This is a genomic window from Streptomyces sp. NPDC002276 (genome assembly GCF_053891435.1).
The window spans coordinates 12,504-37,952 of sequence record NZ_JBSFCQ010000032.1 but is presented as its reverse complement, the minus strand read 5'-3'; the positions used below and the strand labels follow the sequence as shown (position 1 = coordinate 37,952).

Sequence of the window (25,449 nt, the reverse complement as noted above, 5' to 3'; positions counted from 1 at the left end):
AATCATTGGCGTTAGCACTCTGAAGGTGAGAGTGATAACGAAGGATCGGGTCGGTGAGGCCCGCAGGCCAGGTGGCGCAAGGAGCTACAGGGCAGGCGAGCCGTCCGTCGCGGGCGCCAGCGCGGTCCGGAGCAATCCACCCCAGTCCGGGAGGACCACTTCACATGGCCAAGATCATCGCGTTCGACGAGGAGGCGCGGCGAGGCCTTGAGCGCGGCATGAACCAGCTCGCCGACGCCGTCAAGGTCACCCTCGGCCCCAAGGGCCGCAACGTCGTCCTTGAGAAGAAGTGGGGCGCCCCCACGATCACCAACGATGGTGTCTCCATCGCCAAGGAGATCGAGCTGGAGGACCCGTACGAGAAGATCGGCGCCGAGCTGGTCAAGGAAGTCGCCAAGAAGACGGACGACGTCGCCGGTGACGGTACGACCACCGCGACCGTGCTCGCCCAGGCCCTCGTCAAGGAAGGCCTCCGCAACGTAGCCGCGGGCGCCAACCCGATGGCCCTCAAGCGCGGTATCGAGAAGGCCGTCGAGGCTGTCTCCGGTGCCCTCCTTGAGCAGGCCAAGGACGTGGAGACCAAGGAGCAGATCGCTTCTACGGCCTCCATCTCCGCCGCCGACACCCAGATCGGCGAGCTCATCGCCGAGGCGATGGACAAGGTCGGCAAGGAAGGCGTCATCACCGTCGAGGAGTCGCAGACCTTCGGTCTTGAGCTGGAGCTCACCGAGGGCATGCGCTTCGACAAGGGCTACATCTCGGCGTACTTCGCGACCGACATGGAGCGTATGGAGGCCGTCCTCGACGACCCGTACATCCTGATCGCCAACTCCAAGATCGCCAACGTCAAGGACCTGCTCCCGCTCCTGGAGAAGGTCATGCAGTCGGGCAAGCCGCTGCTGATCATCGCCGAGGACGTCGAGGGCGAGGCCCTGTCCACGCTGGTCGTCAACAAGATCCGCGGCACCTTCAAGTCCGTCGCCGTCAAGGCTCCGGGCTTCGGCGACCGCCGCAAGGCCATGCTCGGCGACATCGCGATCCTCACGGGCGGCGAGGTCATCTCCGAGGAGGTCGGCCTCAAGCTGGAGAACGCGACCGTGGACCTCCTCGGCCGCGCCCGCAAGGTCGTCATCACCAAGGACGAGACCACCATCGTCGACGGCTCCGGCTCCGCCGACCAGGTCGCCGGCCGGGTCAACCAGATCCGCGCCGAGATCGAGAACAGCGACTCGGACTACGACCGCGAGAAGCTCCAGGAGCGCCTGGCCAAGCTCGCGGGTGGCGTCGCCGTCATCAAGGCGGGCGCGGCCACCGAGGTCGAGCTGAAGGAGCGCAAGCACCGCATCGAGGACGCCGTTCGCAACGCGAAGGCGGCCGTCGAGGAGGGCATCGTCGCCGGTGGCGGCGTCGCGCTCATCCAGGCGGGTCACGTCTTCGAGAAGCTGGAGCTCGAAGGCGACGAGGCCACCGGTGCCGCGATCGTGAAGCTGGCCCTTGAGGCCCCGCTGAAGCAGATCGCCGTCAACGCCGGCCTTGAGGGCGGCGTCGTGGTGGAGAAGGTCCGCAACCTCACCCCGGGTCACGGCCTCAACGCCGCGACCGGCGAGTACGTGGACCTCATCGCCGAGGGCATCATCGACCCGGCGAAGGTCACGCGCTCCGCGCTGCAGAACGCGGCCTCCATCGCCGCGCTCTTCCTCACCACCGAGGCCGTCATCGCCGACAAGCCGGAGAAGGCGTCCGCGCCGGCCGGCGGCGGCATGCCGGGCGGTGACATGGACTTCTGATCGACCCCTCCCGGTTGATCAACGGTCTTACCGAGGGCGGTACTTCCTGCTTCTGGCGGGGGGTACCGCCCTCGGGCGTGTCCGGGATCACAGGCTGTCGGGTGCGGCGGGTGGAATGACGGGCTTGGCTCGGGGGTTGTCGTTGACGCATGATCGATGCATACGCACATACCGTCCGGTACCCAGTGCCTTGTAGTCCGAGGAGCCCCCACACGTGTCTACGACCGCCCCCGCCTCCCGAGCGGCCGAAGTGCTCGCCCGCCCGATCGTCCTCAACGGCCTGACCGTCCCGAACCGGATCGTGATGGCGCCGATGACCCGGCAGTTCTCGCCGGGCGGCATTCCCGGTGAGGACGTGGTCGGGTACTACTCCCGCCGGGCCGCCGCGGGCGTCGGTCTCATCGTCACCGAGGGCACGTACGTCGGCCACGACTCGGCCGGGCAGAGCGACCGCGTCCCGCGCTTCCACGGCGAGGAGCAGCTCGCGGGCTGGGCGAAGGTCGCCGAGGGCGTGCACGCGGCGGGCGGCACGATCGTGCCGCAGCTGTGGCACATCGGCATGGTCCGCGAGCAGGGCCAGCCGCCGTACGCCGACGCCCCCGCGGTCGGCCCGTCCGGGCTGCGCATCGGCAGCGACGAGGTCACCGGTACGGCCATGACGCAGCGGGACCTGGACGACGTCATCGGCGCCTTCGCCGAGGCCGCGGCCGCCGCCGAGCGCATCGGCTTCGACGGCGTCGAACTGCACGGCGCGCACGGCTATCTCCTCGACCAGTTCCTGTACGCGGGCACCAACCGCCGTACGGACGCCTACGGCGGTGACGCGGTCGCCCGCACCAAGTTCGCGGCGGAGATCGTGGCCGCCGTACGGGAGACGGTCTCGCCGGAGTTCCCGATCATCTTCCGCTACTCGCAGTGGAAGCAGGACGTCTACGGTGCGCGGCTCGCCGAGACTCCGGAGGAGCTGGAGGCGATCCTCACGCCGATCGCCGCGGCCGGTGTCGACGTCTTCCACGCGTCCACCCGCCGTTACTGGCTCCCCGAGTTCGAGGAGACCGGGTCCGAACTCAACCTTGCGGGCTGGACGAAGAAGCTCACCGGCAAGCCGACCATCACGGTTGGGTCGGTCGGCCTCGACGGGGACTTCCTCAAGGGGTTCCGTGGGGAGGGCGCGCCGGTCAAGGGGATCGACGATCTGCTCGACAGCCTTGAGCGCGACGAGTTCGACATGGTCGCGGTGGGGCGGGCGCTGCTTCAGGATCCGGAGTGGGCGGCGAAGGTTCTCGCGGGGCGGGTGGAGGAGTTGGCGCCTTACGATGCGGCGGCGCTGCGCTCGCTGAGCTGAGCTGAGTTGAGCTGGGGTTTTGTTGTGCGGTCGGTGGGGGTGCGGCTGAGGGTTTTTCGCCCCCGCCGCCCCTTCCCGTCCCGTCACTGGGGGCTGCGCCCCCAGACCCCCATCGGCCCTGAAGGGGCCTCGTCCTCAAACTCCCCCAGAGGGGGGACCCCCAACGGGCTGATTTCGCCAGCCGCTCAGCCTGCGATGCGGGCGAAGAAGCCGAGGGCTATCGAGTACGGCGCCAGCAGTAGGAGCATGGGGCGGAGGGCGCGGCCCTTCTGGTCGCCGCCGGCGGTGTAGGCGAGGGCGCTGGAGAAGCTGCCGCTCATGACCGCGCTCGGGGTGAATCCGAACACGTCCCCCCAGCTCTCGATCACGACCGAGGCGCCCGCGTGGCCGACGACGGCGAGGAGGGCGCAGACCAGGTTGAGGCGGTCGTCCAACGGACGCCAGACCGGGCCGCCTTTGCGCCCGTGTCCGGTGAACCGGGCGATGGCCGCGTACAGGAGTGTGGGCAGGCCTGCCGCCACCAGCAGTACGGCCCACATGGCGCCGGTGTCCGGGTCTCTCGGGAACCCCACGATGTCTTCTCCGCTCTGCCGTGGCTCTTGGTAAGGGTTCCAGCTCGGGCTAGCGTGCCGGAACATGAGGATTCTCCATCTGTCCGACACCCACCTGGAGCGCACCGACGCCCCCAACCGGAACGGCGTCAACGCGACCGACTCGCTGCGGCTGATGCTCGCCGAACTCCGTCACCAGCGCGGTGTGGACGCGATCGTCGTCACCGGGGACCTCGCCAACGACGGTGCGGTGGAGGCGTATTCGGCCGTACGGGAGCTGGTGGGCGGCTTCGCGCGGTCGATGGGTGGAGTGCCGGTCTTCTACACGACCGGGAACCACGACGAACGCGAGGCGTTCGGCAAGGTGTTGGGGAGCGGGCACCTGGCGGCGGACGGCACCGATCGGGTCGTGTCCGCCGTGTTTCCCGTGGAGTTCGCGTGCGCGGCCGTGAGTGACGTGGGCGGGTATCGGTTCATCACGCTCGACTCGCTGGTGCCGGGGAAGGTGTACGGGCGGCTGAGCGGGGCCCAACTGGACTGGCTGAAGGAGGAGTTGAGCACACCGTTCGGGAACGGGACCGTCCTCGCCTTCCATCATCCGCCGATCGCCCTCGACGTACCGAGCCAGCAGGCCTTCGGGCTGCGGAATCCCGGGGAGCTGGCGGACGCGATCCGGGGGAGTGACGTACGAGTCGTCCTCACCGGGCACTTCCACCTCCAGCTGTTCGGCTTCCTGGAGGCGACGCCGGTGTGGGTCACGCCGGGTGTCGTCAACCGCATCGACCTGACGACCGCGTACGGCACCGAGCGGGCGGTGCGTGGCGCCTCGGCCTCGCGGGTCGAACTGGGCGGTGTGAGCGGACCGTTGTTCCACACCCTTCACGCGCGCGATCCACGGGCGCACGAGACGGTGTACCAACTGGACGCGGAGCGGACCCGGTTGGTCATCGAACGCGAGAGTGAACGTGAGAGTGAGCGCGAGAGTTAGTTGGCCTTGAACCAAGCCACCGTGAGTACCAGGGCCGCGCCGATCGCTGCGGCGGCGAACTCGTAGGCCGCGTGGTACGCCAGGTCGGAGCGTTCGGTCACGGCCCAGTCGCGGCCGGCGAAGAGCCGTATGCCCGTCACCTGTTCCTCGTCGTACTCGAAGGCCAACCCCGCTATTTTTCCCCGCCCTTGGTGTCCGTCGGGCAGGCGCCAGGCGCCCTTGCAGTGGTCGTTCGACTCGCAGTGGACGTATCCCTCGGTGATCGTCCGGTCGCCGTCGACGAAGCGGTGGACGTTCCTCGCGGCGAACCACAGCGGCAGCGCGAGCGCGCACAGACATGTGACGAACACCACCCGCTGCCACCAGTTCAAGCCCTTGAACGTGCTCAAAGGTTGCCCAGCGGCTCGATGTCGACGTGCACCGGTGTGCCCCACACGCGCAGCACCTCGTAGTCCGTGAACTCGTGCACCAGCCGGTACGCCATCGCGGCGCGCGAGCCGCGACGCTGGGCCGCGAGATACAGCTCGGCCTCGTGGCGGTCGCGGCGCGGGGTGCCGCACAGCTGCCAGGCCTGACCGTTCCACAGCTCGGGCAGCCAGCGCTGCTGCGCCTGCGGGCGGTCCTCGCGCACGCCGTAGCGCGACGGTGTGGTGTCGGCCGGCCTGCGCACGTCGGGGCCGTTGATCTCGGAGCGGCGGGCCGCGCGGCGCCGGGTCTCGCAGAGCAGGCACAGGTCCGGGGCGTCGGCGTCGACCGGGCCGTTGGGGTGCTCCGGGCAGCGCGTGGTCGGCGCGCCGCCGCTGACGGTGTCGTCCAGCAGGTCCAGGGCGCGCTTGATATCCGCCTTGACCTCGTGCAGGCGGGCGTCGGGGGTGTCGGACGTCAGCGCCTCACCGTGCTCGCCGAGGAGCCGGAGGGCGCGACCTAGGGCGGTCTGCTGGGCGTGGTTCATGGTCCTGCCGACGATAGTCGGGTTTGCCGCGGGCTGATGGCCCCGCGGAAGGGCCGACCCCCGCCGTCCCTCAGGCCGCCGGGTGGGCGGTGAACGTGACTTCCTCGTGGTCGTCGTCCAGCGCGATGTTCAGGGAAGCGTTCAAGGCCAGGGTCAGGCGCCGCAGCAGGGGGAGGGTCGGCACGGTGTCGGCACCTTCGACGCGGGAGATCTTCGCTTGGGTGAGCCCGGCCCGCTCCGCGAGCTGCGTCTGCGTCAGCCCCAGCTCCACGCGGCGGTCGTACACGGCCTTGGCGAAAGCCATGGCCAGCCGGATCTCCGCACGCTCGGCAGCGACCTCGGGGGATTCGGCGCACTCCTCGGCCAGCCTCTTTTCCCGGGCCAGCTTCCAGCGGGTGTGGCTCATCGCGTGTCTCCTTTTTCGCCGCGACTGTAGGTGGTGTGAGCGGGCCCGTGCTCGGCGGCGCACACCTTGCGGGCGGCGACTGCTCGCGCGACCTGCGCCGCCTCATGCATACGGGTCTTGCGGAAGACCGTGAGGAGCACGATGCGGCGATCCGGTGCGAACCAGTAGGTGATCCGGGTGTCCACACCGCCGAGTGTGGGGCGCAGTTCGTAGACGCCCCCTTCGAGCGGGCGGGCGAAGGGCATGGGGGTCTGTGTCCCCGAAGCGGCCAACAGTTCGGCGTACTCCTCCACTTTGCGGTGGTGGTTGTCGGGCAGGAGTTCCAGCCAGGACCGCACCTCTGGCTCCAGCTCGATCACGTACAGGTTGTCCATGCGGCGGACCGTAGTATGTCGACAACAGCATACTCGTGGTATTGGGAAAAGGTCACCGCATGGAGTGATGTGCCGAGGTCAGACGTGCTTGAGGTCTTCTACGAACGTGGCCCACGCCTCGGCCCGGAAGACGAGTTTCGGGCCGAGGGGGTTCTTGGAGTCGCGGACGGGGACGAGGGCGGGGTGGCCGTCGGCGACTTCGAGGCAGTCGTCGCCGCTGCCGCCGCTATACGTCGACTTGCGCCAGCGGGCGACTTCCAGGCAGTTGTCTCCGCTGCCGCCGCTGTAGCTCGACTTGTGCCAGGTAACAGAGCTCAGGTCGCAGTCACGAAAGTTCCTCATGGGCGTAATCCTGCGCCATCCTCTCGATCAAGACCAGAGACTTCTCTGGTGCGAGGGCACAGGCTGAGAGGAACTCGTAGTAGAGCCTGTACTCCGCGACGACGCTGGGGTCGTCGTCCAACTGGCCTGTGCCTACGCCTTCCAGGTAGATCAGCGGAGGGGCACCGGCGAAGTCCATCAGCTTGATGCAGCCCTGCATCGCGGGGTGCGCTCCTGCATCGAACGGCAGTACCTGCACGATGACCCGGCTCCGGCGGGCAAGTTCGGCGATGTGGCGCAGGTTCTCCGCCATGACCTCGGGCCCACCCGTCACCCGACGCAGCGCGGATTCGTCAATCACCGCCCACAACAAGGGCCTTGTTGGGTCGTCGAGGATGTGGGCCCGCGTCATCCGCTGTTCCACCAACGTGTCGATCTCCTCGTCGGTTGCAGTCGGCTGGTAGGCCCGGCAGACGGCCCTCGCGTACGCGGGTGTCTGAAGTAGCCCCGGGATCAACATCGACGCGTACTGCCTGATCGCCGTTGCTCGGGCCTCCGCATCCGCTGCCTCCGCAAAGTGCTCCGGATATTGGGACTTCGCCGCCGCTCCACAGTTCCGCGTGAAGAAGTCCCCCGTCCCCAACTCGACGTCCAGCATCCGCGCGTACTCCGGCAGCATCCGCCGCGTGCCCGCCTCCAACTGGCCGATGAACGAACCGCTCACGAACAACCGTTGCCCCAACTCCTCCTGACTGAGGCCTGCCTTCTCGCGGGCGTGGCGGAGTTCGGCGCCGAGCAGGGCTCGTGGTGACGACGACGGGTCGAGGTCCTTCTGTCCTGCCACAGCAACTCCCTGCCCTAACAGCCGAGTTTGTTGGGACTTCGCGTATGGCCAGGTTAGACACGTAGAGGCCACGCTGTGTTGCGAACAGCGAACTCTGCGTGGAGGTGAAGGAATGCTGCGGTCGACGGAAGAAGTCGTCGTTCTGCTGCGGGACGCGCTCACTGGTGTGGGTGTCGCCCTGCCGTCCCTGGGGGTGGACCCGGTGACCGGTGTGAGTGAGGAACCGTTCGCGTTGGTGACGCTGGGGCGTTGCAACGTACGTACCGCCGAGAAGCTGGCGTCCGTGCTGCGCGGCGAACGGCCGCCGGTCGGGGCGCACGCCGTGGACGTACGGGACGGGCGGATCGGCGAGGTGATGGGACACGTGGGCGGGAACGTGCAGTTGAGGCCGGTCGCCGGAGGCCGCGAGTGGGACTGCCCGCCGGAGTCGACGGGGCCCGCTGCACAGGAGGAGGTGCTGCGGGCCCGGGTACGGGAACGGAACCGGGAGGCTCGTCTTCCTTAGGTTCCGTACGGCACCGGTTGAGCGGTGAGGGCGTCGAGGACGACGCGGTGGCCGAGCGGCTGCCGCAACTCGACCTTCACCTTCGGTTGGAGCATCTGGGCGGTGCAGGGGCCGCCGCGCGCACCCTTGACGGAGCCGTACAGCACGACGCTCTCGTCCGTCTCCAGCACCTTGACGACGGGGCCGTCGTCGCAGGCTCCGTGGCCCGACCGCACGGTGAGGGAGCGGCCGTTCGCCGAGGTCCCGGTCAGCCGGGCGACCTGCCAGAGGCCGTCGGCCGATCCGCGCCCGGCCCGTCCGATCGGCGGCTTGGGAGGCTTCGACGGGATGACGGCGACCAGTTTGAGCGGGGTGTCGTAGCCGTCAAGTGTGAACAGCCAGGCGGGAACTGTCGCCGTTCCCCGGGTCGTGGTGATCGTCGTTTCGCCGAGCTTCACCCCCGTCACGGTGAGCCTGGGGCCCTTGTTGCGGTAGTGGGCGAACGATTGATACACCCAGTTCGGATCCATCACCGGACGGCTCAGCGTGCTTCCGCTCTTCCACTTCACCGTCCCCTGCGCGATCGCGGTGGTCGGCAACTGGCCGCGCCGGACGATGGTCCTGGCTTCCCAGGCCCGCTTGTCCGCGTCACTGTGCCAGCCCGATTCCGGGGGTTGCGTCCCGTCGGCCATCGGGTAGTAGCCCTTGCTCCACGCAGCGGCGGCCGCGGAACCCGGCCAGGCGTCGGCGACTTCACGAGCGCGCTTCTCCTGCGTCTTGGGTGATTGGCTCTGCATTCCCCCATCGCCGCAACCGGCAAGGACGCAGGCACCGAGAAGTGGTGCGAGTAGCAGGCCGGTGAGGCGGTTCGCTTGCGTGTTCATGTGGTCCCCCTGGACGTTGCCGACGACGGTTCGCCGCTTGCACAGCTTCGACGCGGAAGGGGGACCACATGTTCATTCGGATCAGGCGTGGTTGAGGACGTTGCCGTTCACGCAGTGGTTGACGGTGTTGCCGTTCCAGGCACCGCCGACGGGGACCACGGCGAGTTCCTGGAAGCACACAGCGGCGGCCGAGAAGGCCCAGTTGCTCGCCGCGTTCACCCCGCTGCCGAAGTTCGAGTCGTTGTCCGCGTGAGCCGGCGTAGCCATGGCGAGAGCGGCGGCGGCGCAGGCCACGGCCATCAGTGTCTTCTTCATGACCGGGGGAACGATCATGCCCGGGAAGCGTCACCGGCCTCGCGCGGCCTTACCCCGCTCAGCCCCACCCAATAGGTCGCCACGAAGCCCACCGCGTACCCCGTCAGCAGGCCGCCCCCGTAGATCGCCGCCGTCGTCCCCAGCCCCCGGTTCCCCGCCAGCAGCGGGAACAGGGCCCAGCCCGACGGGCCGATCGCCGTCGCGCCCACCTTGTCGCCGAGGGTCGCGAAGAAGCCGACGAACGCACCCCCCGCCGCACCGCCCGCACACGCGGTCAGGAACGGGCGGCCCAACGGCAGTGAGACGCCGTAGACCAGCGGCTCGCCGATGCCCAACAACCCCGCCGGGAGGGCCGACTTGATGGTCGTGCGGAGTGAAGTGTCGTGGCGCAGACGGAAGTAGACCGCCACCGCCGCGCCGACCTGGCCCGCACCCGCCATCGCGAGGATGGGCAACAGGACGGTGTAGCCCTGCTGTTGGATGAGGGTGGTGTGGATGGGGATGAGGGCCTGGTGCAGGCCCAGCATCACCAGGGGGAGGAACAGGCCGCCCAGGATCAGGCCCGCGAAGGGGCCCGTGGTGGTGAGGAGCCAGTTCGCCGCGCTGCCGATCGCCGTGGAGATCTCGCCGGCCGCGTACATGAGGCCGTAGAGCGTCGCCAGGCCCGAGACCAGGACCGTCAGGGTGGGCGTGACGAGGACGTCGAGGGTCGCGGGGACCCAGGTACGGCACCACTTCTCGACGTACGTGCCGAGCAACGCGGCGGCCAGCGCGCCCAGCACCCCGCCCTGGCCGGGGGAGAGGGCGACCCCGAACGCCGTCACCTTCGCGACCCCGGGGTATACGACCACTGCCGCCACCGCCCCGCCCAGCACGGGCGTTCCGCCGAACTCCTTCGCCGTGTTGTAGCCGACGAAGACCGAGATGAGGGCGAGGAACGCGGAGGCCACGGCGGCCAGGGCCGGGGTCAGGCCCGGTAGCCAACTCATGTTGATCAGGAGGCCGTTGAGGCCGGCCAGTACCCCGCAGCCGATCAGGGCGGGGATGAGCGGGACGAAGATGTTCGCGATCCGGCGGAGGAGGAGTTTGGCGGGAGTCGCGTTGCGTGCGGCCGGTTCGCCGCCCGTAGTCGCCAACTTCTCGAACTCCGGGGTCACTCGGGCCACCACCCCCGGCCCCAGCACGATCTGGTACGTGTCGTCGTCCACGATCCCGAGCACGCCGGGCAGCGCCCGGAGCCCGTCCTCGTCCACCAACGACCGGTCGGCCAGGCCGAGCCGTAGGCGGGTCATGCAGTGGGCCACGGAGGTGACGTTCGCGGGGCCGCCGACCAGGGGGAGGAGCGCGGCGGCGATGTCGTACGGAGTAGGAGTGTCGGTATCCACGCCCTGAGCGTGCTGGTCAGCCGCCCGCGGCCGTCAGTGCCGCGCGCAACCGGCCCCCGGACTCCTCCAGAAGGCGGGCGGCCGTCGGGCCGTCGACCTCGGCGAGGACCACCAGGATCGCGTTCTTCACCTCGCCGTCGGTCGCCGCGAGGGCCCGCTCGATCTCCGGGTCGTCCGCGCCGGTCGCGAGCGCGACGATACGGCGGGAACGGGCGCGCAGCTTCTCGTTCGAGGCGCGGACGTCGACCATGAGGTTCCCGTACGTCTTGCCGAGCCGGATCATCGTGATCGTGGACAGCATGTTGAGGACCAGCTTCTGGGCCGTGCCCGCCTTCAACCTCGTTGATCCGGTGAGGAGTTCGGGGCCTACGACGACCTCGATGCCGTGCTCGGCGGCTGCCGCGAGCGCGCTGTGCTCGTTGCAGGACAGGCCGATGGTCAGCGCGCCTTCGCTCCGCGCGTGTTCTACGGCCGCGATCGCGTACGGGGTGCGTCCCGAGGCGGAGACGCCGACCACCGTGTCGTCGGCGGTGAGCGTGAGCGCGTCGAGGTCGGCCTGTGCCAACTCCCGTGAGTCCTCGGCCCCTTCGACGGACGTGACCAAGGCGGTCGGGCCGCCCGCGATCAGTCCGACCACCTGGGAGGGGTCGGTGTTGAAGGTCGGCGGACATTCGGAGGCGTCGAGAACGCCCAGCCGTCCGGCGGTTCCGGCGCCCATGTAGATCAGGCGGCCGCCACGCTCCATCCGTTCCGCTACGGCGTCGATCGCGGCGGAGATCTCGGGGAGCCGCTGCGCCACCGCGGCGGCGACGGTGGCGTCCTCGGTGTTCATGAGGCGGGCGATGTCGAGGGTGGGGAGTTGATCGATCCCGGCGAGTTCGGGCCGGAAGGCTTCGGTGGTGAGTGACTCCAACTCGGCACGGAGATCACGGGGGTTGGACGTAGAGGTCATGGAGAAGCGGCTCTTTCAATCGTGCGGTGAGATGTCTTACCCAGGGGCGCGGGGCTGTATCTATGTGCGGCTCCGCCGCGTGGGCGCGACCAGCCACAACGCACCCGCAGAAAACGACGCGCCTCTAACGCCTATGTCGGTGCGCCAACGCCTCGTAGGACGCCGACAACGCGGGCGCAGCCTGTTCATACGTCCGCTGCGCCACCCCGATGAACAAACAGTCCACCACCAGCAACTGACTGGTCCGGGACGACATCGCCGCCGGGCGAAGCTCACTCTCCCGAGCCGTGGACGTCGTAAGAATGTGATCGGCGTACTGCGTCACCGCGCCGTCCGGGCGCCCGGTGATCGCCACGGTCGTGGCCCCGTGCTCGAAGGCGACGCGCAGCGGTTCGATGACGTCACCTGTGGAACCGGAGTGGGTGATCGCGATGGCCACGTCACCGGCCTTCAGCTGCACGGCGTTCGTGACGGCGAGGTGCGGGTCGCTGTGGGCGTGGGCTATGAGCCCTATGCGCAGGAGTTTCTGGGTGAGGTCCTGGGCGACGAGCCCGGACGCGCCGACGCCGTAGACGTCGGTGCGGCGGGCGCCCGCGAGCGCGCTGACGGCCGCGCCGAGCTGCACGGTGTCGAGGCCGGCGGCCGTGTCGGCGAGGGTCTGCTGCTCGTCGTAGGCGAGTTTCGCGACGACGTCGGCGATCGGGTCGTCGACCGCGATGTCGGTGGTGAGGGCGGGCGCCCGCCCGGACTGCTGCTGCGCGGCGAGCCCGGCGAGGGCCAGGCGCAGATCGCGGTAGCCGGGGTAGCCGAGGATGCGGGCGGTGCGGACGACGGTGGCCTCGCTGGTGCCGGTGCGTTCGGCGAGGCCGGTGACGGTGAGGGCCGCGCAGCCCGCCGGGTCGGCGGCGACGGTCTCGGCGACGCGCTGCATGGAGCGGGTCATGGAGGGGACGAGGGTGCGCACCTTGGCGGCCAGGGCCGCGGGTGGTGTGCTCCCGGTGCTCCCGGAGGCGCTTCCGAAAATTTCTTTCACGTCCTGGGTCACTCCTGAAAGATATTTTCGGATCCGGGTTGTGGTCAAGAGTGCGCACAATGGGTGCATGGAAGAACCGACCAGCGACCCCGTCAGTCCCCTGGAGCAGGCGCTGCACGCCGCTCGCGCGCTCGTGCTCGCCGACCTCGCCGCGCGCGAGGTCGTCGCGGCGGACGTGGTGTCGATGGTGGAGGAGTCCGTCGTCCAGCGGCGGTGGTGGGTGGAGCAGTGGCCGGAGGGCGTCGACTACGTGGCCGGGCTGGTCGCGCAGGACGTGCAGGACGCGCTGCTGGAGGCGTACGGCCGCTGGCCGCTCTGCCCGGTCTGCTCGGCCGGGGACCCGCACGCCCTGGAGGTCGAACCGGAGCTGGGACCCGACCCGCACTGGGTCTGCCACCAGGCGGGTGTGAAGGTCGCGGCGGTGGGAAACCTGGGTTCCCTGTGACCGTGTACATCGACCCGCCGACCTGGCCGGGTCACGGCCGCCTCTGGTCCCACCTCGTCAGCGATGTCTCCTACGACGAACTCCACCTGTTCGCCGATGAGTTGGGCGTGCCGCGCCGGGCCTTCGAGCGGGATCACTACGACATCCCGTCGCATCGTTACGCGGACGCGGTGGCCGCCGGGGCGGTGGAGGTCAGGAGCCGGGAGGTGGTGCGGCTGCTGACGGCGGCGGGGCTGCGCAGGCCCAAGGGGCGGGAACTGTAGCCCAGTTGGAACCCCGTTGGGCGGGTCGGTCGCCTCGTCCGTAGGTCAGTCGCCCAACTCGTAGCTCAACTCGTCGACGTCCTCGCCCACTTGCTTGAAGCCCACGCGGGAAACCACCGCCTGGGAGGCCAGGTTGTCGCGTTCGACGGTCGCGAGGACCGTGCGTACGTCGTCCCGTGCCAGGGCCCAGCCGGTCAGCGCGCGCAGCGCCTCCGTCGCGTAGCCCTGTCCGCGCGCGCCCTCCACCAGGTCGTAGCCGACCTCGGTGCGGCCCTCCTCGTCGGGTACGGCGTGGAAGCCCATACCGCCGATCGCGCGGCCGTCCTCGTGGCGGACCAGGGCGAACACCCCGAACTCCGGCCGGTGTAGGCCTGCTTGGTACGCCTTCGTCATGAAGGTCGCGGCCTCCCGGGTGCCCTCGAAGGGGCCGCCGTCGAGCCACTCGAAGCCGCCTTCGCCGCCCGCGGCCAGGTCGGCGGCGGCCGCCGGGTGGACGCCGTCCAGGGTGAGGCGTTCGGTGGGGAGGACGAGGTTGTTGTGCCAGCGCCACTCGGTGACGGGGGCGCGGGCGGGGAGGTCGCCGCGGCCGGTCGCCCAGAGCAGGGTGCGCCAGGGGTCGGCGCCGGGGCGGACGTGCGGGAAGATCCGGGTGAGGACGAACTCGGGGAGTTTCCGGGCCGGTTGGTAGTCCAGTTCCAGGGCCTGGGCGATGTCCTGGGTGTGCAGCAACACTTCCGCGGTGCCCATCGCGGCGAAGCCCTCGCGGTTGGCGCTGCGGAACGGGTACGGGTGGAAGGCGCGCACCTCGCGCGGGGTGATGCGGACGGCGGCGGCGAGCAGGGCGCCGGTCGCCCCGATCACGTCCAGGACACCGGAGTTGTCGGTGCCTTCGTCGAGGGTGATGTCGAAGGGGACGTAGGCGTGCTGTGCGCGACCGGCCAACTGGCCCGCGTACGCGATGAGATCACCGGCGATGTGCTCGGCCGTGTACCGGCAGCTCCACTCCAGACGGTCGGCCCGCACGCCGTCCCAGTCCCGGTCCGTCGCCGTGCTCAGCAGCGCGATACAGCTCGCTACGGCCTCTTCCAGTTGTGGTGCGCCCGTGGTCCCCATGCCGGGGAGCATACGGGCCACGACCACGACCCGCCGCGATTAAAGCATTCACCAACGGCATATGACGGCGATTTGATCATTCAGGCGCTTTGGCTTCACCGAGTATTCGGCCGCCATGCGCCAGCCTTTCCCCTCCCAGCGACGGGCATGGGGGCGAGGTCAGGAGAGAGCGCGGGAAGATCCAAATCCAGGAGGTTCCCCATGGAGAAACCGCCGTGCCGTGCCGCCGGGTTGAACCGCCCTGCCGTGCCGTCAGGCTGAACCGCCTTGCCGTGCCGCCAGGTTGAGTTCGTCCCGTCCCTGAAAGGAGCAGCCTCCCCATGTCCACTCTTCCGCCCCTGCTGCGCATCGGCGGCGGGCTCGGTCCGCGTGACGGTGTGCACGTCCAGGACCTGGCCGGCCGCCGCCGCGGCTACGTCGACCGGCGCACCCTGGCCCGTACGATCGCCGCGGGCACCCCGCCGGACGGCTCCGGCGCCCTCGCCGCCTGGCTGGCCGACGCCGGGGCCGCCGACCAACCCGCCCCGGAACCGGTCGAGTTCTGGCACCGGCGCCGCTGGCGGCCCTCCCTCGAATACCACCTCCTCTCCCGCGACCTGCCCTACGCCGACTCCGGCCCCGACGCCGTCGACACCCGCCGGGAGGTCCTCGCCGAATACGGGTGCGGCGCCCAACTGCCGCCCCGGATACGGCCGGAGGGCCGCCGCGTGCCGCTGCCCGCCCCGGTGCCCGGCGACCCCGACCGTGGCCTCGGTACCGCGCTGCTCAGCCGCCGCTCGGTGCGCAGCTATCTGCCCCGGCCCACCCCGGCCGGCGCGCTCTCCCACGTCCTGCGCACCGGCCTCGCCACCGTCGCCGCCAACCAGCGCCGTACCGGCGAGGACGACCCACGCGAACTCCTCCGCTCCTTCGGCACCGCCTTCGACTTCTACGTCCTGGCGTACAACGTCGACGGCATCGACCCCGGCGCCTGGCATCTCGATCTCGCCCCCGCCGAACCGGAGTTGACCGAGATCCGCCCCGGCGACCACCGCGGCGCCATGCGGGACGTGTTCTACGGCTCCCCCTGGCCGCTGACCGCCGCGTTCACGCTGGTCATGGTCGCGGACTTCGAGCAGTACCAGTTCCGGTACCGGCACGAACGCGCCCTGCGCAACCTGTACATCGAGTCCGGTCACCTAGCGCAACGGCTGCTGCTGCTCGCCGACACACACGGGCTGGGCACGTTGGTCACACCGGCGGTACGGGACGGTCTGATCGAGGAACTGCTCGGACTCGACCCCGTCCGCCAGGCGACGATCTACACGCTGACCATGGGTCCCGATCCGCGGCACGGCAGCCGGACGCGGGTGGGATGAGCGCCGCACCGGACACGCGGGCCCCGGTCTCCTGGGCCCGCGAACAGGCCCGCCCGCTCCTGGAGTTGGCGCTGCCCGCGGTGCTCGCCACCGCCGTGTCGCGGGCCGGTGACCTGATCGGCCTCGCGCTGACCGGGCACTACGGCTCGGCCGCGCTGGCCGGGGTCGCCGGGGCGATCGTCGTCGTAGAGCTGGTGTCGGGGGTGCTGCCGGCCGGGGTGACGGGCTATCAGGTGTTGTGTGCTCGGTACCTCGGCGCCGGTGAACGGGCTCTCGCCGTACGGGCGTTGCATGCCTCGTTGCGTCCGGTCGGGGCGCTGGCGGTGGTGGCCGCGGTGGTGCTGGCGTGTGCGGCTCGGCCGTTGGTCGCGCTCACCGTGCACGATCCGGTGGCTGTCGCGGCCGGTGCGGCCTATCTCCGCGCCCGGGCTTTCGGTCTCCCGCTCGCGGTCCTCTCCGCGCTCGGCACGATCACCCTCCAGGCGGCCGGGCGGACCCTGCTCACCCTGCTCACCAACTGCGTCACCATGCCGGTCAATGTGGCGGTGAGCTGGGCGCTGACCTACGGCGTCGGGCCACTGCCCGCGTTGGGCGCCGCCGGGAACGGCCTCGGAGTCACGCTCTCCCTGCTCTGCGCGGGTGTCCTTCAGGTCGTTCTGCTGCGGAGGGCGGGGCTGTGGGACTGGCTCGGCACGTGGCGGGGGACGCCGTTGGACCGCCAAGCGGTGCGGGGGAGCTGGGAGTTGGCGTGGCCCGCGATGGTGTCGATGGGCGTCGACTATCTGGCGTCCTTCGCGTTCTTCGCCGCGATCGGACTGCTGTCGCTCACTGAACTCGCCGCCTCCCGCGTGGTGTTCCAGCTGGTGCTGCTGGTCTTCATGCTGTCCAACGCGTTCTCGTCGGCGGCGGGGGTGCTCATGTCCCGGGCGGCGGGCGGGGGTTGTCCGGACGCGGTCCGTGTCCACTGGCGGGCCAACCGGCTGCTGGTCACCGGCGCGCTCACGGTGGCGGCGGGTGCGCTGGCGGTTGCCGTACGGCCGGTGCTGCGGCTGTTCACCGACGATCCGGCCGTCGTCGCCGCGGCCGTCGGAGCGACGCTCGTGGTCGCGGCGAGCCTGCCGCTGGTCGCGGTGACGGTCAGCAACACGGCGGCGTTGCGCGCGCTGCGGAACACGCGGGCGGACATGGTCGCGAACACGGTCGCGTCCTGGGCGGTCCAACTTCCCCTGGCGTGGCTGGCGGTGCGTGGGGGGTGGGGGCTGACGGGGGCGTTCGGTGGGGTGTTGGGGTACTGGGTGGTTCGGGCGGGGGTGACGGAGTGGGCGGTTCGGCGGCTGATGTGCGCCTAGTGGCCCGGGGGTTCCGTTGTGTGGCGAGTGCGGGTGCGTTGTGGCTGGTCGCGCCCACGCGGCGGAGCCGCACATCGACAGAGCCCCGCGCCCCTGGAAGTGAGCGTGCGTTTCGAAGGGGCGCGGGGAACTGCGCGGGCAACCACGGACTGCCCGCAGTCGCCACACAACAGAACCCCCGAGCCCTTAGGCGGCCGCGACCATGATCTCCCCGGTTCTCTCCCCGGACGGGCGCCACGTGGCGTACCTCGACGCGGACGGCAGCGTCCACGCCCTCCAATGGGCCCCGGACGGCCGCCACTTGCTGCTCATCACCGAGCGCACCGGCCGCGAACGCTTCATCCCGTACGCCCTGCGGCTGTCGGACGGCGCGCTGCTGCCCCTGGCCCCCGAGGGGACTCTCCAGGTGCGCGGGCTGTGGACCTCACCCGCCCGCCCGCACGCGATGGTCACCGCCGTCCGTCGGCGCGGTGACCGCGCGCTGCACCCCTGGTACCTCCCCCTCGACCCCTCCACCGGCCCCGCCCACCCCCTCGCCCACTGCCCGGACGGTACCCGCGACTGGGCCTTCGACGATCAACTCGCCTGCCGGGCCTGCCTGGTGGGCCGCCCCGACGGCACCCTGCGGCTGCTCACGACGACCGACGGCCACGACTGGCAGCCGGTCGTCGACCTTCCCGTCGACGACGCCGCGGACACCCGGCTCCTCGGCATGCACCCCGCCTCCGGCGAGATACTGCTCCTCACCGCGTACCGGGCGGACGCCGTCCGGCTCGCCGCCCTCCACCCCCGCACCGGGCACCCCCGCACCCTCCTCGCCGCACCCCCGTACGACCTCACCACCGCCTGGCTCGCCCCGGACGGCACCCCCCGCGCCGCCCTCCACCACGCGGCCCGCCGCCGGTACACCTGCGCCGACCCGGCCTACGCCCGTGATCTCACCGCCACCGGTATCCCCGGCGACCTCGAACTCCTCGGCCACGACAGCGCCGACACCCGCTGGCTCCTCGCCGCCCACGATCCCGCCCGACCGGTCCGCCACTACGTCTACGACCGGGCGGCGCGGACGGCCGTAGCGCTCCAGCCCGACTCCGGCTCCGACGGGCCGCGCACCATCGATCTCACCCTGACCGCCTCCGACGGGCAGCCCCTCACCGCCTACCTCACCCTCCCCCCGGACGCCGTCGCCCCGCCCCTGGTCCTGCGTGTGCACGGCGGGCCGTGGGCCCGTGACCGGTGGCGGCACGACCCGGAGGCGGCCTGGCTCGCCGCCGCCGGAATGGCCGTGCTGCGGGTCAACTACCGCGGTTCCAGCGGCTATGGGCGCGCCTTCCGTGATCTCGGTGACGGCGAGTGGGGCGGGCGGATGCAGCAGGATCTCCACGACGCGGTGGACGCCGTGGCCGAGCGGGGGTGGTGTGATCCGAACCGCGTTGCCGCGTACGGGGGTTCCTACGGCGGCTACGCCTCCCTGCTCGCCCTCACCGACTCCCGTTTCCGCTGTGCCGTCGCCGTGAATCCGCTGGTCGATCTTGTCTCCTCCGAGTGGGCGGACGGGCCCTACTGGCGGCGGATGCGCGCCCTGTGGGACAAGCAGATCGGCTGGAGCCGGTTGGGGGATGGGGAGTTGAGGCGCCGGTCGCCGCTGCACCGGGTCGCGGACATGCGCGGTCCGGCGCTCGTGGTGCGCGGCGCGCATGACCCTCGTATCGACGCGGCCGGTATCGAGGAGTTCGTCCGGGCCAGGCGCGCGGCGGGCGGGGAGGTGGAGGAGGTGGTCCTCGCGGACGACGGGCACGCCGTACGCAGCGCGGCCGGGCAGGAAGTCCTCCGGGAGGCCCTACTCGCTTTCCTCACCCGGCACTTGGGTCCGCCGAGCCCAGCAGCGCCAGTTCTCCCGTCAGGTTGTAGCGTGCCGTCGCCTCCCACTCGGCCACCCCGTGCGGAGTCCTGAACAGCCGTGGCAGGGACAGGAGTTGGCGCAGGATCGCCGAACGGCCCTCCCTGAACGCGTCGTTGGGGACGAAGTGGTACTCCTCGCGGACGGCGGCCGTGTACGCGGCGTACGCCGACGGCGGTGCGGCCAGGATCGCCAGGTCCGCGTCGCACAGGACCATGCCGTCGCGGTCGTCGGCGGCGGGGGCGTGCGTGACGGTGAGGCGGACCAGGCGGGCGACCTCGGCCGTCCTCGCGTCCGGCACCCCGGCCTCGCGCAGCGCACGCTCGGCCAGCCGCGCCGACCGGTCCTCGTTCTCGGAACGGTCGGGAAGATAGACCGCGTCATGGAACCAGGCCGCGAGCCGTACGACGTCCGGGTCGTCGGCGTACTCCGCCAGCACGTCGATGTGGTCCAGGACCGCCGTGAGGTGGGTGAGCGTGTGGTAGTGGCGTTGCGGCTCCTGCCAGCGGGCGAGGAGATTGTCCGCGTACGGCAGCGGGTCGGGTCCGCCGCCCGGCGCCCGGGCTCCTTCGAGAGCGCGGGTCCAGCGGGCGCGAAGCGCGTCGAGATCGGCCATGGTGCTTATTTTCCTCCTGTGGCCCCGCCCCTAGCGTGGGGACCATGACTTACGCCGATACGACACACGACGTACGCGATCCCGAACTGCCCGGACGGCTGCTCGCCGGGGAGCGTGACGTGCTGATTCCGCTGCTGCGTTCCCGTGCCGAGGAGGATTTCGCGCTGGCGACCGCCGCGTGTCCGGGGTGGACCGTGCGGGACGTGCTCGCGCACTGCTCCTCCGCGCTGATGCGGGTGGTGGAGCGCCGGTTCGAGGAGGGGGTGTTCTCGCCTGAGGCCAACGACCGGGACATCGCCGAGCGCGCCGACTGGAGCAACGCGCGGGTCCTCGACGAACTGGAGCGCGGGATGACCGAGGCCGGTGCGGTGATCGCCCGCGCGGGCGGGGCGCTGGACGCGGTCGCGCTCGGCGAGTGGGTGCACGCCGGTGACGTACGGGACACGCTCGGCGAGCCCGGGGCCTATGGGGGCGAAAGGCTGGGGTCCGCTCTAACCCTTCTCGGCTTTGTGACCCGTCAGAGAGGCCATCTGCCGCTCCACGCCGACCTCGACGACCTGGACGATCCGCTGCGGCTGGGCGATGTGTCGGGCGAGCGCACCCCGGCCCGGTACATCGGCGACGCGCCCACGCTCGTACGGCTGTACGCGGGGCGTCCGGTGCCGGACGGGACGGCGTACGAGCTGGCGGGGGCGGAGCCCGCGGAGCTGAACCTCTTCGGCGCGTAGCCGTAAGGCGCTGTTTTCCGTCATGTGTTCGCCGTTCACGGGGGTGATCTCGCGGCCCCCGACCCGCCCGCGTACCCTGAGATTGGACTAGACCTGTAGCCGCTCCAGGGAACACGACGGAAGGGGTCCTATGAGCACGCGTGCAGTCCTGGAGGTGATCGCCCTCGGCGCCGAGGACGCGATCGCCGCCCAGGCCGGAGGCGCGGACCGCCTCGAAGTGGTCACCGACATCGCGGCCGACGGACTCACCCCGCCGGTCGAGACCTTCGCCGCGATCCGCGCCGCCGTGGACGTCGACCTGCGCGTGATGATCCGCCTCGCGGACGGCTTCGCCGCGGGCGACGTGCACCGGCTGGTACGGGTCGCGGGCGAGCTGCGGGCCGCCGGCGCCGACCAGTTCGTGCTCGGGTTCCTCGACCCGGACGGCGGGGTCGACCTGGACGCGGTGGAACGCGTCGTCGCCGAACTGGACGGCTGCGCCTGGACGTTCCACCGCGCGATCGACCGCGCCGCCGACCGCGACGCCCTCCGCAAGCAGCTCGCCGACCTGCCCGGCCTCGACACCTACCTCACCGCCGGTTCGGCCGACGGCGTCGACGACGGCCTCCCCGCACTGCTCCGCGAGGCGGCCCTGCACGGCGAACCCGGCTACGAACAGCGCGTCCTCGTCGGCGGCGGCCTGCGCCTCGACCACGTACCCACCCTGCGCGCCGCCGGGGTCGACGCCTTCCACATCGGCGGGGCCGCCCGGCCGGAGGGCTGGGGGCGGCCGGTTTCGGCGGCGGCGGTGGGGGAGTGGCGGTCCGTACTGGACCGAGCCTGAACGGCCTCTCCGCTCAGGCGAGTTGGGGCGGCAACGGGGCCGTGTGTGTCACGATCAGGCCCGATACCGCTCGGGTCAGGGCGACGTACAGGCGGCGCAGGCCGGTGCGTTCGTCCGGTTCGCCGTCGACCACGGCCCGCGGCTCGTCGAGGACCACGTAGTCGTACTCCAGGCCCTTCGCGAGTGACGCCGGGACCAGGGTCAGACGGGTGGCCGCGGTCGTCTCCTCGCCCGGGTCGATGTAGCCGATGCCCGCCGCCGTCAGGGCCCGCGCCAGTTCGGGGACGCGGGCGTCCGCCGCGATCAGGCCCGTCGAGCCCTCGTTGCGCAGCAACTCCTCGCAGGCGGCGACGACTTGCGCCGTTCCCTCGGTCTCGCGGAGGTCGAAGAAGCCGGGGTTCTCACGGACCGAGGCGACCGGGGTCAGACCCGGCGCGATATGGGGGAGGAGGCGGGAGGCGTAGGTGATGACGTCCGTCGGTACGCGGAAACCGGCCGTCAACTCCTCGATCACACCGTCCGACTTGCCGAGATGGGCCAGCGCCTCGTCCCAACTCCGCGTCGCCCAGGGCGTGGTGCCCTGCGCCAGGTCCCCGAGGACGGTCGCGGAACCGGTCGTGCAGCGGCGGCCCACCGCCCGGTACTGCATCGGGGAGAGGTCCTGCGCCTCGTCGAGCACCACATGCCCGAGCGAGTGCGTCCGCTGGACGATGTCGGTCGCCTCGTCGATCAACACGGCGTCCGCGGCGGCCCACTTGGCGGCCTTCACGCTTCGGACGGGCTTCTTCCAGATGATCGTCTTCTGCTCGTCCTCGTCCAGGATCCCGTCCGCGTGGGCGGCGAGGAACTCCGCGTCCGTGAGCAGCCGCAGCACCAGCTTCTCCGGTTCGACCGGCGGCCACACCGCCTTTACGGCCGCCTTCACCGCCGCGTTGCGCGCCACGGCGTCCTGCACCCGGTCGTCCGGCGCCTCCCCGGACCGCTCCATCTGCACCAGCACGGCGTGCGCGATGCGCTGCGGGAGGGCCTCGCGGGCCGCGCCGTAGCGGATGTCGCGGTCGAGCAACTCCCGCACGATGGCTTCGAGTTCGTACGCCGGAACCCGCCAGCGGCGCGAGCCGCGCACCACCATCACCGGCTCGGTCGGGATGCTCACGTGCGAGTAGACGGCCCTGCGGAGGACCTCCGCCATCCGCGCGTCGCCCTTGATGACGGCGGCCGGTGCCTCGTCCGTGCCGCGCACCTCGACATGGGCGACCAGGTCGTCCACCGTGCCCTGACGGACCGTCAACTCACCCAGTGCGGGCAGGACTTGCTCGATGTAGTGGAGGAAGGACTTGTTCGGTCCGATGACGAGGGTGCCGGTGCGGGCCAGCCGCTCGCGGTGGGCGTAGAGGAGGTAGGCGACGCGGTGCAGGCCGACGGCGGTCTTCCCGGTGCCGGGTCCGCCCTGTACGCACACCGTGCCGCCCAGCCCGCTGCGGACGATCTCGTCCTGCTCGGGCTGGATGGTGGCGACGATGTCGCGCATCGGGCCGACGCGGGGCCGTTCGATCTCCTGCTGGAGCAGTTTGCTGGTGGCGGCGGCCTCGGCCGGGTCCATGAGGTGCTCGTCCTCGTACGCCGTGAGGTCGCCGCCCGTGTAGCCGAAACGGCGGCGCAGCGAGATGTCCTGCGGGTCCTTCTTCGACGCCCGGTAGAACGGCTGCGAGACCGGCGCCCGCCAGTCGATCACCATCGGGTCGCCGTCACCGTCGTGCACATGCCGACGCCCGATGTAGAACTGCTCTCCCTCCGCGCCCTCCGCCTGCTCGGCGCCGGGAGCGTGCAGGTAGTTGAGGCGGCCGAAGAACAGCGGGGTGTCGCTGAGGTCGGCCAGTGCCTTGATGCGCTCGTCGATCTGGCGGGCCAGGACCTCGGCGTTGACCCAGTTCGCCGTGACGTCCTTGATGTCGAGGGACTCGACGTCCTCGCGCATGGCGCGCAGGGCGGAACGGGAGGAGGCGAGGTGGGTGCGCTCGCGGGCGAGAGGGTTGCCGAGGGGGTCGCCGACGGGGTCGGTGGCGGGGTCGTCGAGGGGGTCGGTGGCGGGCGTGGACAAGGGGGTGCCTCCGGAAGACCTGAGAAGACCTGAGTGGGATACCGGCCGGTTTCCGTCCGGGCGGTGGCACTCCCTGCGGGGAGGCGGGCAAGAGCGGAGATTCTAGGTCAGGGGGAGTGGCGGGGGCGAATGAGTTTCCGTCCCCTAGGGGACGACCCCTCCACCCGGCGGGGGAACGGGTCAGCCCGGAGGCGTACGCGGGCGGCTTCGAGGTTGGCTCTCTGGACCGATGCCGACCTTATGTCCCAAGACGCACCATGGATTCATGAGCGCAGCAACCATCCACCCGGTCCCCGTCCGCCCGTCCGGTGCCACACCGGTCACCGGCGGCACCCGCCCCCATCGCCTGGGCAATGCCCTTCGCGCCATAAAAGTGTTCGCGGGCGCCGCGTTCAGCGTGGTCGTCCTCGGTGAGTACGGTGAGGAAGCGGGCATACGCCGTAAGTGACGTAGGTCGTGCCGGGGTTCAGTTCTCCGCGAGGATCTCGTCCGCGTCCATGATCCGGTACGCGTAACCCTGTTCCGCCAGGAAGCGCTGGCGGTGGGCGGCGAAGTCCTGGTCGATCGTGTCGCGGGCGACGACCGAGTAGAAGTGGGCCTTGTGACCGTCCGCCTTGGGTCGCAGGACGCGGCCGAGGCGCTGGGCCTCCTCCTGGCGGGAGCCGAAGGTGCCGGAGACCTGGATGGCCACGGTCGCCTCGGGCAGGTCGATGGAGAAGTTGGCGACCTTGGAGACGACGAGGACGCTGATCTCGCCCTCGCGGAAGGCGCCGAAGAGCTTCTCGCGCTGCGCGTTGGACGTCTCGCCCTTGATCACCGGCGCGTTCAAGTGCTCGCCCAGCTCGTCGAGTTGGTCGATGTACTGCCCGATGACGAGGATCTGCTGGCCCGCGAACCGGCGCACGATCGCCTCCGTGACCTTCCGCTTCGTCGCGGTCGTCGCACAGAAGCGGTACTTCTCCTCGGTCTCCGCGGTGGCGTACGCGAGCCGCTCGGATTCCGTGAGGTTGACGCGCACCTCCACACAGTCGGCGGGCGCGATGTAGCCCTGCGCCTCGATCTCCTTCCAGGGCGCGTCGAACCGCTTCGGCCCGATGAGGGAGAACACGTCCGACTCACGGCCGTCCTCGCGGACGAGGGTCGCCGTCAGACCGAGGCGGCGCCGGGCCTGGAGGTCGGCGGTGAACTTGAAGACGGGCGCGGGCAGGAGGTGCACCTCGTCGTAGAGGATCAGGCCCCAGTCGCGGGAGTCGAAGAGTTCCAGGTGGGGATAGATGCCCTTCCGCCTGGTCGTCAGCACCTGGTAGGTCGCGATGGTGACGGGCCGGATCTCCTTCCGGGTCCCGCTGTACTCGCCGATCTCCTCCTCCGTCAGGGAGGTCCGCTTGATCAGCTCGTGCTTCCACTGCCGGGCGGAGACGGTGTTGGTGACGAGGATGAGCGTGGTCGACTTGGCCTGCGCCATCGCCCCCGCGCCGACGAGGGTCTTCCCGGCCCCGCAGGGCAGCACGACGACACCGCTGCCGCCGTGCCAGAAGTTCTCCACGGCCTGCTTCTGGTAGGGCCGCAGCGCCCAGCCGTTCTCGTCCAGCTCGATCGGGTGCGCCTCGCCGTCGACGTACCCGGCGAGGTCCTCGGCCGGCCAGCCCAGCTTCAGCAGCACCTGCTTGATCTGCCCGCGCTCGGAGGGGTGCACGGCCACGGTGTCGGGGTCGAGCCGGGCGCCGACCAGCGGGGCGATCCGCTTCGAACGCAGGATCTCCTCCAGCACCGGCCGGTCGGTGGTGGTGAGGACGAGCCCGTGCGCGGGGTGCTTGGACAGGGTGAGCCTGCCGTAGCGGTCCATGGTCTCGGCGATGTCGACCAGCAGCGCGTGCGGCACGGGGTACCGGCTGTACTCGACCAGCGCGTCCACGACCTGCTCGGCGTCGTGCCCGGCGGCCCGCGCGTTCCACAGCCCCAGCGGTGTCACCCGGTAGGTGTGGATGTGCTCGGGCGCCCGCTCCAGCTCGGCGAACGGCGCGATGGCGCGCCGACAGTCGTCGGCTCGCTCGTGATCGACCTCAAGAAGCAGGGTCTTGTCGGACTGGACGATGAGGGGGCCATTCACGTACGTACACATCCCTTCCGCA

General features: G+C 70.6%; 28 protein-coding genes. 12 read left to right on the top strand and 16 right to left on the bottom strand.

The genetic code is table 11. From position 1 onward, the window contains the following. The first annotated feature begins 164 nt into the window (after positions 1 to 164). Both groL and ACWIHT_RS44365 read left to right on the top strand, forming a co-directional pair. Positions 165 to 1,787, top strand: a complete 1,623-nt coding sequence (gene groL / locus ACWIHT_RS44370; protein WP_456174338.1) for a chaperonin GroEL — start codon at positions 165 to 167, stop codon at positions 1,785 to 1,787. 214 nt (positions 1,788 to 2,001) lie between these two features. Then, a complete protein-coding gene (locus ACWIHT_RS44365) occupies positions 2,002 to 3,132 on the top strand; it encodes an NADH:flavin oxidoreductase (protein WP_456174336.1) in 1,131 nt (376 codons plus the stop codon). A 185-nt stretch (positions 3,133 to 3,317) separates the two neighbouring features. Here ACWIHT_RS44365 and ACWIHT_RS44360 read toward each other — a convergent pair whose 3' ends face one another. Beyond that, entirely contained in the window at positions 3,318 to 3,704 is a 387-nt protein-coding gene (locus tag ACWIHT_RS44360; protein ID WP_456174335.1) for a hypothetical protein, read from the bottom strand. A 64-nt stretch (positions 3,705 to 3,768) separates the two neighbouring features. Here ACWIHT_RS44360 and ACWIHT_RS44355 point away from each other — a divergent pair, with 64 nt between their 5' ends. Continuing rightward, positions 3,769 to 4,671: a metallophosphoesterase gene (locus ACWIHT_RS44355; RefSeq protein WP_456174333.1), complete on the top strand. Its 903-nt coding sequence runs from the start codon at positions 3,769 to 3,771 to the stop codon at positions 4,669 to 4,671. On the opposite strand, the gene ACWIHT_RS44350 is transcribed toward ACWIHT_RS44355, so the two are convergent. The 6 genes from ACWIHT_RS44350 to ACWIHT_RS44325 form a co-directional block, all read right to left on the bottom strand. Then, complete coding sequence (locus ACWIHT_RS44350; RefSeq protein ID WP_456174331.1) at positions 4,668 to 5,042, bottom strand: hypothetical protein; 375 nt, start codon at positions 5,040 to 5,042, stop codon at positions 4,668 to 4,670. The genes ACWIHT_RS44355 and ACWIHT_RS44350 overlap by 4 nt on opposite strands. Positions 5,043 to 5,056: 14 nt before the next feature. Beyond that, entirely contained in the window at positions 5,057 to 5,623 is a 567-nt protein-coding gene (locus ACWIHT_RS44345; RefSeq protein WP_456174329.1) for a hypothetical protein, read from the bottom strand. A gap of 70 nt (positions 5,624 to 5,693) precedes the next feature. Next, positions 5,694 to 6,029 (bottom strand): helix-turn-helix domain-containing protein, encoded by a 336-nt coding sequence (locus tag ACWIHT_RS44340; RefSeq protein ID WP_200716052.1) that lies wholly within the window; start codon positions 6,027 to 6,029, stop codon positions 5,694 to 5,696. Further along, on the bottom strand, positions 6,026 to 6,403 hold the full coding sequence (locus ACWIHT_RS44335) for a type II toxin-antitoxin system RelE/ParE family toxin (protein ID WP_200716051.1): 378 nt from the start codon (positions 6,401 to 6,403) through the stop codon (positions 6,026 to 6,028). The genes ACWIHT_RS44340 and ACWIHT_RS44335 overlap by 4 nt, the downstream gene beginning before the upstream one ends. A 78-nt stretch (positions 6,404 to 6,481) precedes the next feature. Next, on the bottom strand, positions 6,482 to 6,745 hold the full coding sequence (locus ACWIHT_RS44330) for a DUF397 domain-containing protein (protein WP_456174327.1): 264 nt from the start codon (positions 6,743 to 6,745) through the stop codon (positions 6,482 to 6,484). Beyond that, positions 6,729 to 7,568: a helix-turn-helix domain-containing protein gene (locus tag ACWIHT_RS44325; RefSeq protein WP_456174325.1), complete on the bottom strand. Its 840-nt coding sequence runs from the start codon at positions 7,566 to 7,568 to the stop codon at positions 6,729 to 6,731. Before ACWIHT_RS44325 ends, ACWIHT_RS44330 begins: the two co-directional genes overlap by 17 nt. A 112-nt stretch (positions 7,569 to 7,680) precedes the next feature. Between ACWIHT_RS44325 and ACWIHT_RS44320 the strand changes: the two genes are divergently transcribed. Beyond that, positions 7,681 to 8,073 carry a hypothetical protein gene (locus ACWIHT_RS44320; protein ID WP_456174324.1) on the top strand — a complete coding sequence of 131 codons (393 nt, stop codon included), beginning with the start codon at positions 7,681 to 7,683 and terminating at the stop codon, positions 8,071 to 8,073. Here the strand turns inward: ACWIHT_RS44320 and ACWIHT_RS44315 are convergent. The 5 genes from ACWIHT_RS44315 to ACWIHT_RS44295 form a co-directional block, all read right to left on the bottom strand. Further along, positions 8,070 to 8,849 (bottom strand): hypothetical protein, encoded by a 780-nt coding sequence (locus ACWIHT_RS44315; RefSeq protein WP_456174322.1) that lies wholly within the window; start codon positions 8,847 to 8,849, stop codon positions 8,070 to 8,072. The two genes, ACWIHT_RS44320 and ACWIHT_RS44315, sit on opposite strands and share 4 nt — an antisense overlap. Positions 8,850 to 9,017: 168 nt before the next feature. Next, positions 9,018 to 9,251 (bottom strand): hypothetical protein, encoded by a 234-nt coding sequence (locus ACWIHT_RS44310; protein WP_456174384.1) that lies wholly within the window; start codon positions 9,249 to 9,251, stop codon positions 9,018 to 9,020. 14 nt (positions 9,252 to 9,265) lie between these two features. Then, the gene (locus tag ACWIHT_RS44305) at positions 9,266 to 10,636 is read right to left on the bottom strand and encodes a PTS transporter subunit EIIC (protein WP_456174321.1); all 1,371 of its coding nucleotides are present in this window, start codon (positions 10,634 to 10,636) and stop codon (positions 9,266 to 9,268) included. Positions 10,637 to 10,652: 16 nt separating this feature from the next. Then, the gene (gene murQ, locus ACWIHT_RS44300; protein WP_456174319.1) at positions 10,653 to 11,588 is read right to left on the bottom strand and encodes an N-acetylmuramic acid 6-phosphate etherase; all 936 of its coding nucleotides are present in this window, start codon (positions 11,586 to 11,588) and stop codon (positions 10,653 to 10,655) included. Positions 11,589 to 11,712: 124 nt separating this feature from the next. After that, on the bottom strand, positions 11,713 to 12,633 hold the full coding sequence (locus ACWIHT_RS44295) for a MurR/RpiR family transcriptional regulator (RefSeq protein WP_456174318.1): 921 nt from the start codon (positions 12,631 to 12,633) through the stop codon (positions 11,713 to 11,715). Positions 12,634 to 12,688: 55 nt separating this feature from the next. Between ACWIHT_RS44295 and ACWIHT_RS44290 the strand changes: the two genes are divergently transcribed. Continuing rightward, on the top strand, positions 12,689 to 13,066 hold the full coding sequence (locus ACWIHT_RS44290; protein WP_456174317.1) for a hypothetical protein: 378 nt from the start codon (positions 12,689 to 12,691) through the stop codon (positions 13,064 to 13,066). Next, positions 13,063 to 13,329, top strand: a complete 267-nt coding sequence (locus ACWIHT_RS44285; RefSeq protein WP_456174315.1) for a DUF4031 domain-containing protein — start codon at positions 13,063 to 13,065, stop codon at positions 13,327 to 13,329. Before ACWIHT_RS44290 ends, ACWIHT_RS44285 begins: the two co-directional genes overlap by 4 nt. A 45-nt stretch (positions 13,330 to 13,374) precedes the next feature. Here the strand turns inward: ACWIHT_RS44285 and ACWIHT_RS44280 are convergent, their stop codons facing one another. Next, positions 13,375 to 14,442 carry a GNAT family N-acetyltransferase gene (locus ACWIHT_RS44280; protein ID WP_456174314.1) on the bottom strand — a complete coding sequence of 356 codons (1,068 nt, stop codon included), beginning with the start codon at positions 14,440 to 14,442 and terminating at the stop codon, positions 13,375 to 13,377. Between the two features lie 320 nt (positions 14,443 to 14,762). Here ACWIHT_RS44280 and ACWIHT_RS44275 point away from each other — a divergent pair, with 320 nt between their 5' ends. From ACWIHT_RS44275 to ACWIHT_RS44265, 3 genes are all read left to right on the top strand, one after another. After that, entirely contained in the window at positions 14,763 to 15,800 is a 1,038-nt protein-coding gene (locus tag ACWIHT_RS44275) for a SagB/ThcOx family dehydrogenase (protein WP_456174312.1), read from the top strand. Continuing rightward, on the top strand, positions 15,797 to 17,149 hold the full coding sequence (locus tag ACWIHT_RS44270) for an MATE family efflux transporter (RefSeq protein ID WP_456174311.1): 1,353 nt from the start codon (positions 15,797 to 15,799) through the stop codon (positions 17,147 to 17,149). Before ACWIHT_RS44275 ends, ACWIHT_RS44270 begins: the two co-directional genes overlap by 4 nt. A gap of 202 nt (positions 17,150 to 17,351) precedes the next feature. Next, positions 17,352 to 19,103, top strand: coding sequence for a prolyl oligopeptidase family serine peptidase (locus ACWIHT_RS44265; protein WP_456174309.1), 1,752 nt, complete (start codon positions 17,352 to 17,354; stop codon positions 19,101 to 19,103). Here the strand turns inward: ACWIHT_RS44265 and ACWIHT_RS44260 are convergent. Further along, positions 19,003 to 19,665: an HD domain-containing protein gene (locus ACWIHT_RS44260; protein ID WP_456174308.1), complete on the bottom strand. Its 663-nt coding sequence runs from the start codon at positions 19,663 to 19,665 to the stop codon at positions 19,003 to 19,005. The two genes, ACWIHT_RS44265 and ACWIHT_RS44260, sit on opposite strands and share 101 nt — an antisense overlap. A gap of 44 nt (positions 19,666 to 19,709) precedes the next feature. Here ACWIHT_RS44260 and ACWIHT_RS44255 point away from each other — a divergent pair, with 44 nt between their 5' ends. Together ACWIHT_RS44255 and ACWIHT_RS44250 are read left to right on the top strand one after the other, a co-directional pair. Beyond that, positions 19,710 to 20,393, top strand: coding sequence for a maleylpyruvate isomerase family mycothiol-dependent enzyme (locus ACWIHT_RS44255; RefSeq protein ID WP_456174306.1), 684 nt, complete (start codon positions 19,710 to 19,712; stop codon positions 20,391 to 20,393). Between the two features lie 130 nt (positions 20,394 to 20,523). Next, positions 20,524 to 21,216 (top strand): copper homeostasis protein CutC, encoded by a 693-nt coding sequence (locus ACWIHT_RS44250; RefSeq protein WP_456174305.1) that lies wholly within the window; start codon positions 20,524 to 20,526, stop codon positions 21,214 to 21,216. Positions 21,217 to 21,229: 13 nt separating this feature from the next. On the opposite strand, the gene ACWIHT_RS44245 is transcribed toward ACWIHT_RS44250, so the two are convergent. Further along, positions 21,230 to 23,317, bottom strand: a complete 2,088-nt coding sequence (locus ACWIHT_RS44245; RefSeq protein ID WP_456174303.1) for a HelD family protein — start codon at positions 23,315 to 23,317, stop codon at positions 21,230 to 21,232. Positions 23,318 to 23,582: 265 nt separating this feature from the next. Between ACWIHT_RS44245 and ACWIHT_RS44240 the strand changes: the two genes are divergently transcribed. Beyond that, the gene (locus ACWIHT_RS44240; protein WP_456174302.1) at positions 23,583 to 23,765 is read left to right on the top strand and encodes a hypothetical protein; all 183 of its coding nucleotides are present in this window, start codon (positions 23,583 to 23,585) and stop codon (positions 23,763 to 23,765) included. An 18-nt stretch (positions 23,766 to 23,783) separates the two neighbouring features. Here ACWIHT_RS44240 and ACWIHT_RS44235 read toward each other — a convergent pair whose 3' ends face one another. Continuing rightward, positions 23,784 to 25,427, bottom strand: a complete 1,644-nt coding sequence (locus tag ACWIHT_RS44235) for a DNA repair helicase XPB (protein WP_456174301.1) — start codon at positions 25,425 to 25,427, stop codon at positions 23,784 to 23,786. Between the last annotated feature and the right edge of the window lie 22 nt (positions 25,428 to 25,449).

Bases quoted from the DNA above. Each gene is read 5' to 3' on its own strand.
- groL (WP_456174338.1), top strand. From the start codon at position 165: ATGGCCAAGATCATCGCGTTCGACGAGGAGGCGCGGCGAGGCCTTGAG.
- ACWIHT_RS44355 (WP_456174333.1), top strand. From the start codon at position 3,769: ATGAGGATTCTCCATCTGTCCGACACCCACCTGGAGCGCACCGACGCC.
- ACWIHT_RS44345 (WP_456174329.1), bottom strand. From the start codon at position 5,623: ATGAACCACGCCCAGCAGACCGCCCTAGGTCGCGCCCTCCGGCTCCTC.
- ACWIHT_RS44340 (WP_200716052.1), bottom strand. From the start codon at position 6,029: ATGAGCCACACCCGCTGGAAGCTGGCCCGGGAAAAGAGGCTGGCCGAG.
- ACWIHT_RS44335 (WP_200716051.1), bottom strand. From the start codon at position 6,403: ATGGACAACCTGTACGTGATCGAGCTGGAGCCAGAGGTGCGGTCCTGG.
- ACWIHT_RS44330 (WP_456174327.1), bottom strand. From the start codon at position 6,745: ATGAGGAACTTTCGTGACTGCGACCTGAGCTCTGTTACCTGGCACAAG.
- ACWIHT_RS44320 (WP_456174324.1), top strand. From the start codon at position 7,681: ATGCTGCGGTCGACGGAAGAAGTCGTCGTTCTGCTGCGGGACGCGCTC.
- ACWIHT_RS44315 (WP_456174322.1), bottom strand. From the start codon at position 8,849: ATGCAGAGCCAATCACCCAAGACGCAGGAGAAGCGCGCTCGTGAAGTC.
- ACWIHT_RS44310 (WP_456174384.1), bottom strand. From the start codon at position 9,251: ATGAAGAAGACACTGATGGCCGTGGCCTGCGCCGCCGCCGCTCTCGCC.
- murQ (WP_456174319.1), bottom strand. From the start codon at position 11,588: ATGACCTCTACGTCCAACCCCCGTGATCTCCGTGCCGAGTTGGAGTCA.
- ACWIHT_RS44290 (WP_456174317.1), top strand. From the start codon at position 12,689: ATGGAAGAACCGACCAGCGACCCCGTCAGTCCCCTGGAGCAGGCGCTG.
- ACWIHT_RS44280 (WP_456174314.1), bottom strand. From the start codon at position 14,442: ATGGGGACCACGGGCGCACCACAACTGGAAGAGGCCGTAGCGAGCTGT.
- ACWIHT_RS44275 (WP_456174312.1), top strand. From the start codon at position 14,763: ATGTCCACTCTTCCGCCCCTGCTGCGCATCGGCGGCGGGCTCGGTCCG.
- ACWIHT_RS44270 (WP_456174311.1), top strand. From the start codon at position 15,797: ATGAGCGCCGCACCGGACACGCGGGCCCCGGTCTCCTGGGCCCGCGAA.
- ACWIHT_RS44265 (WP_456174309.1), top strand. From the start codon at position 17,352: ATGATCTCCCCGGTTCTCTCCCCGGACGGGCGCCACGTGGCGTACCTC.
- ACWIHT_RS44260 (WP_456174308.1), bottom strand. From the start codon at position 19,665: ATGGCCGATCTCGACGCGCTTCGCGCCCGCTGGACCCGCGCTCTCGAA.
- ACWIHT_RS44255 (WP_456174306.1), top strand. From the start codon at position 19,710: ATGACTTACGCCGATACGACACACGACGTACGCGATCCCGAACTGCCC.
- ACWIHT_RS44250 (WP_456174305.1), top strand. From the start codon at position 20,524: ATGAGCACGCGTGCAGTCCTGGAGGTGATCGCCCTCGGCGCCGAGGAC.
- ACWIHT_RS44240 (WP_456174302.1), top strand. From the start codon at position 23,583: ATGAGCGCAGCAACCATCCACCCGGTCCCCGTCCGCCCGTCCGGTGCC.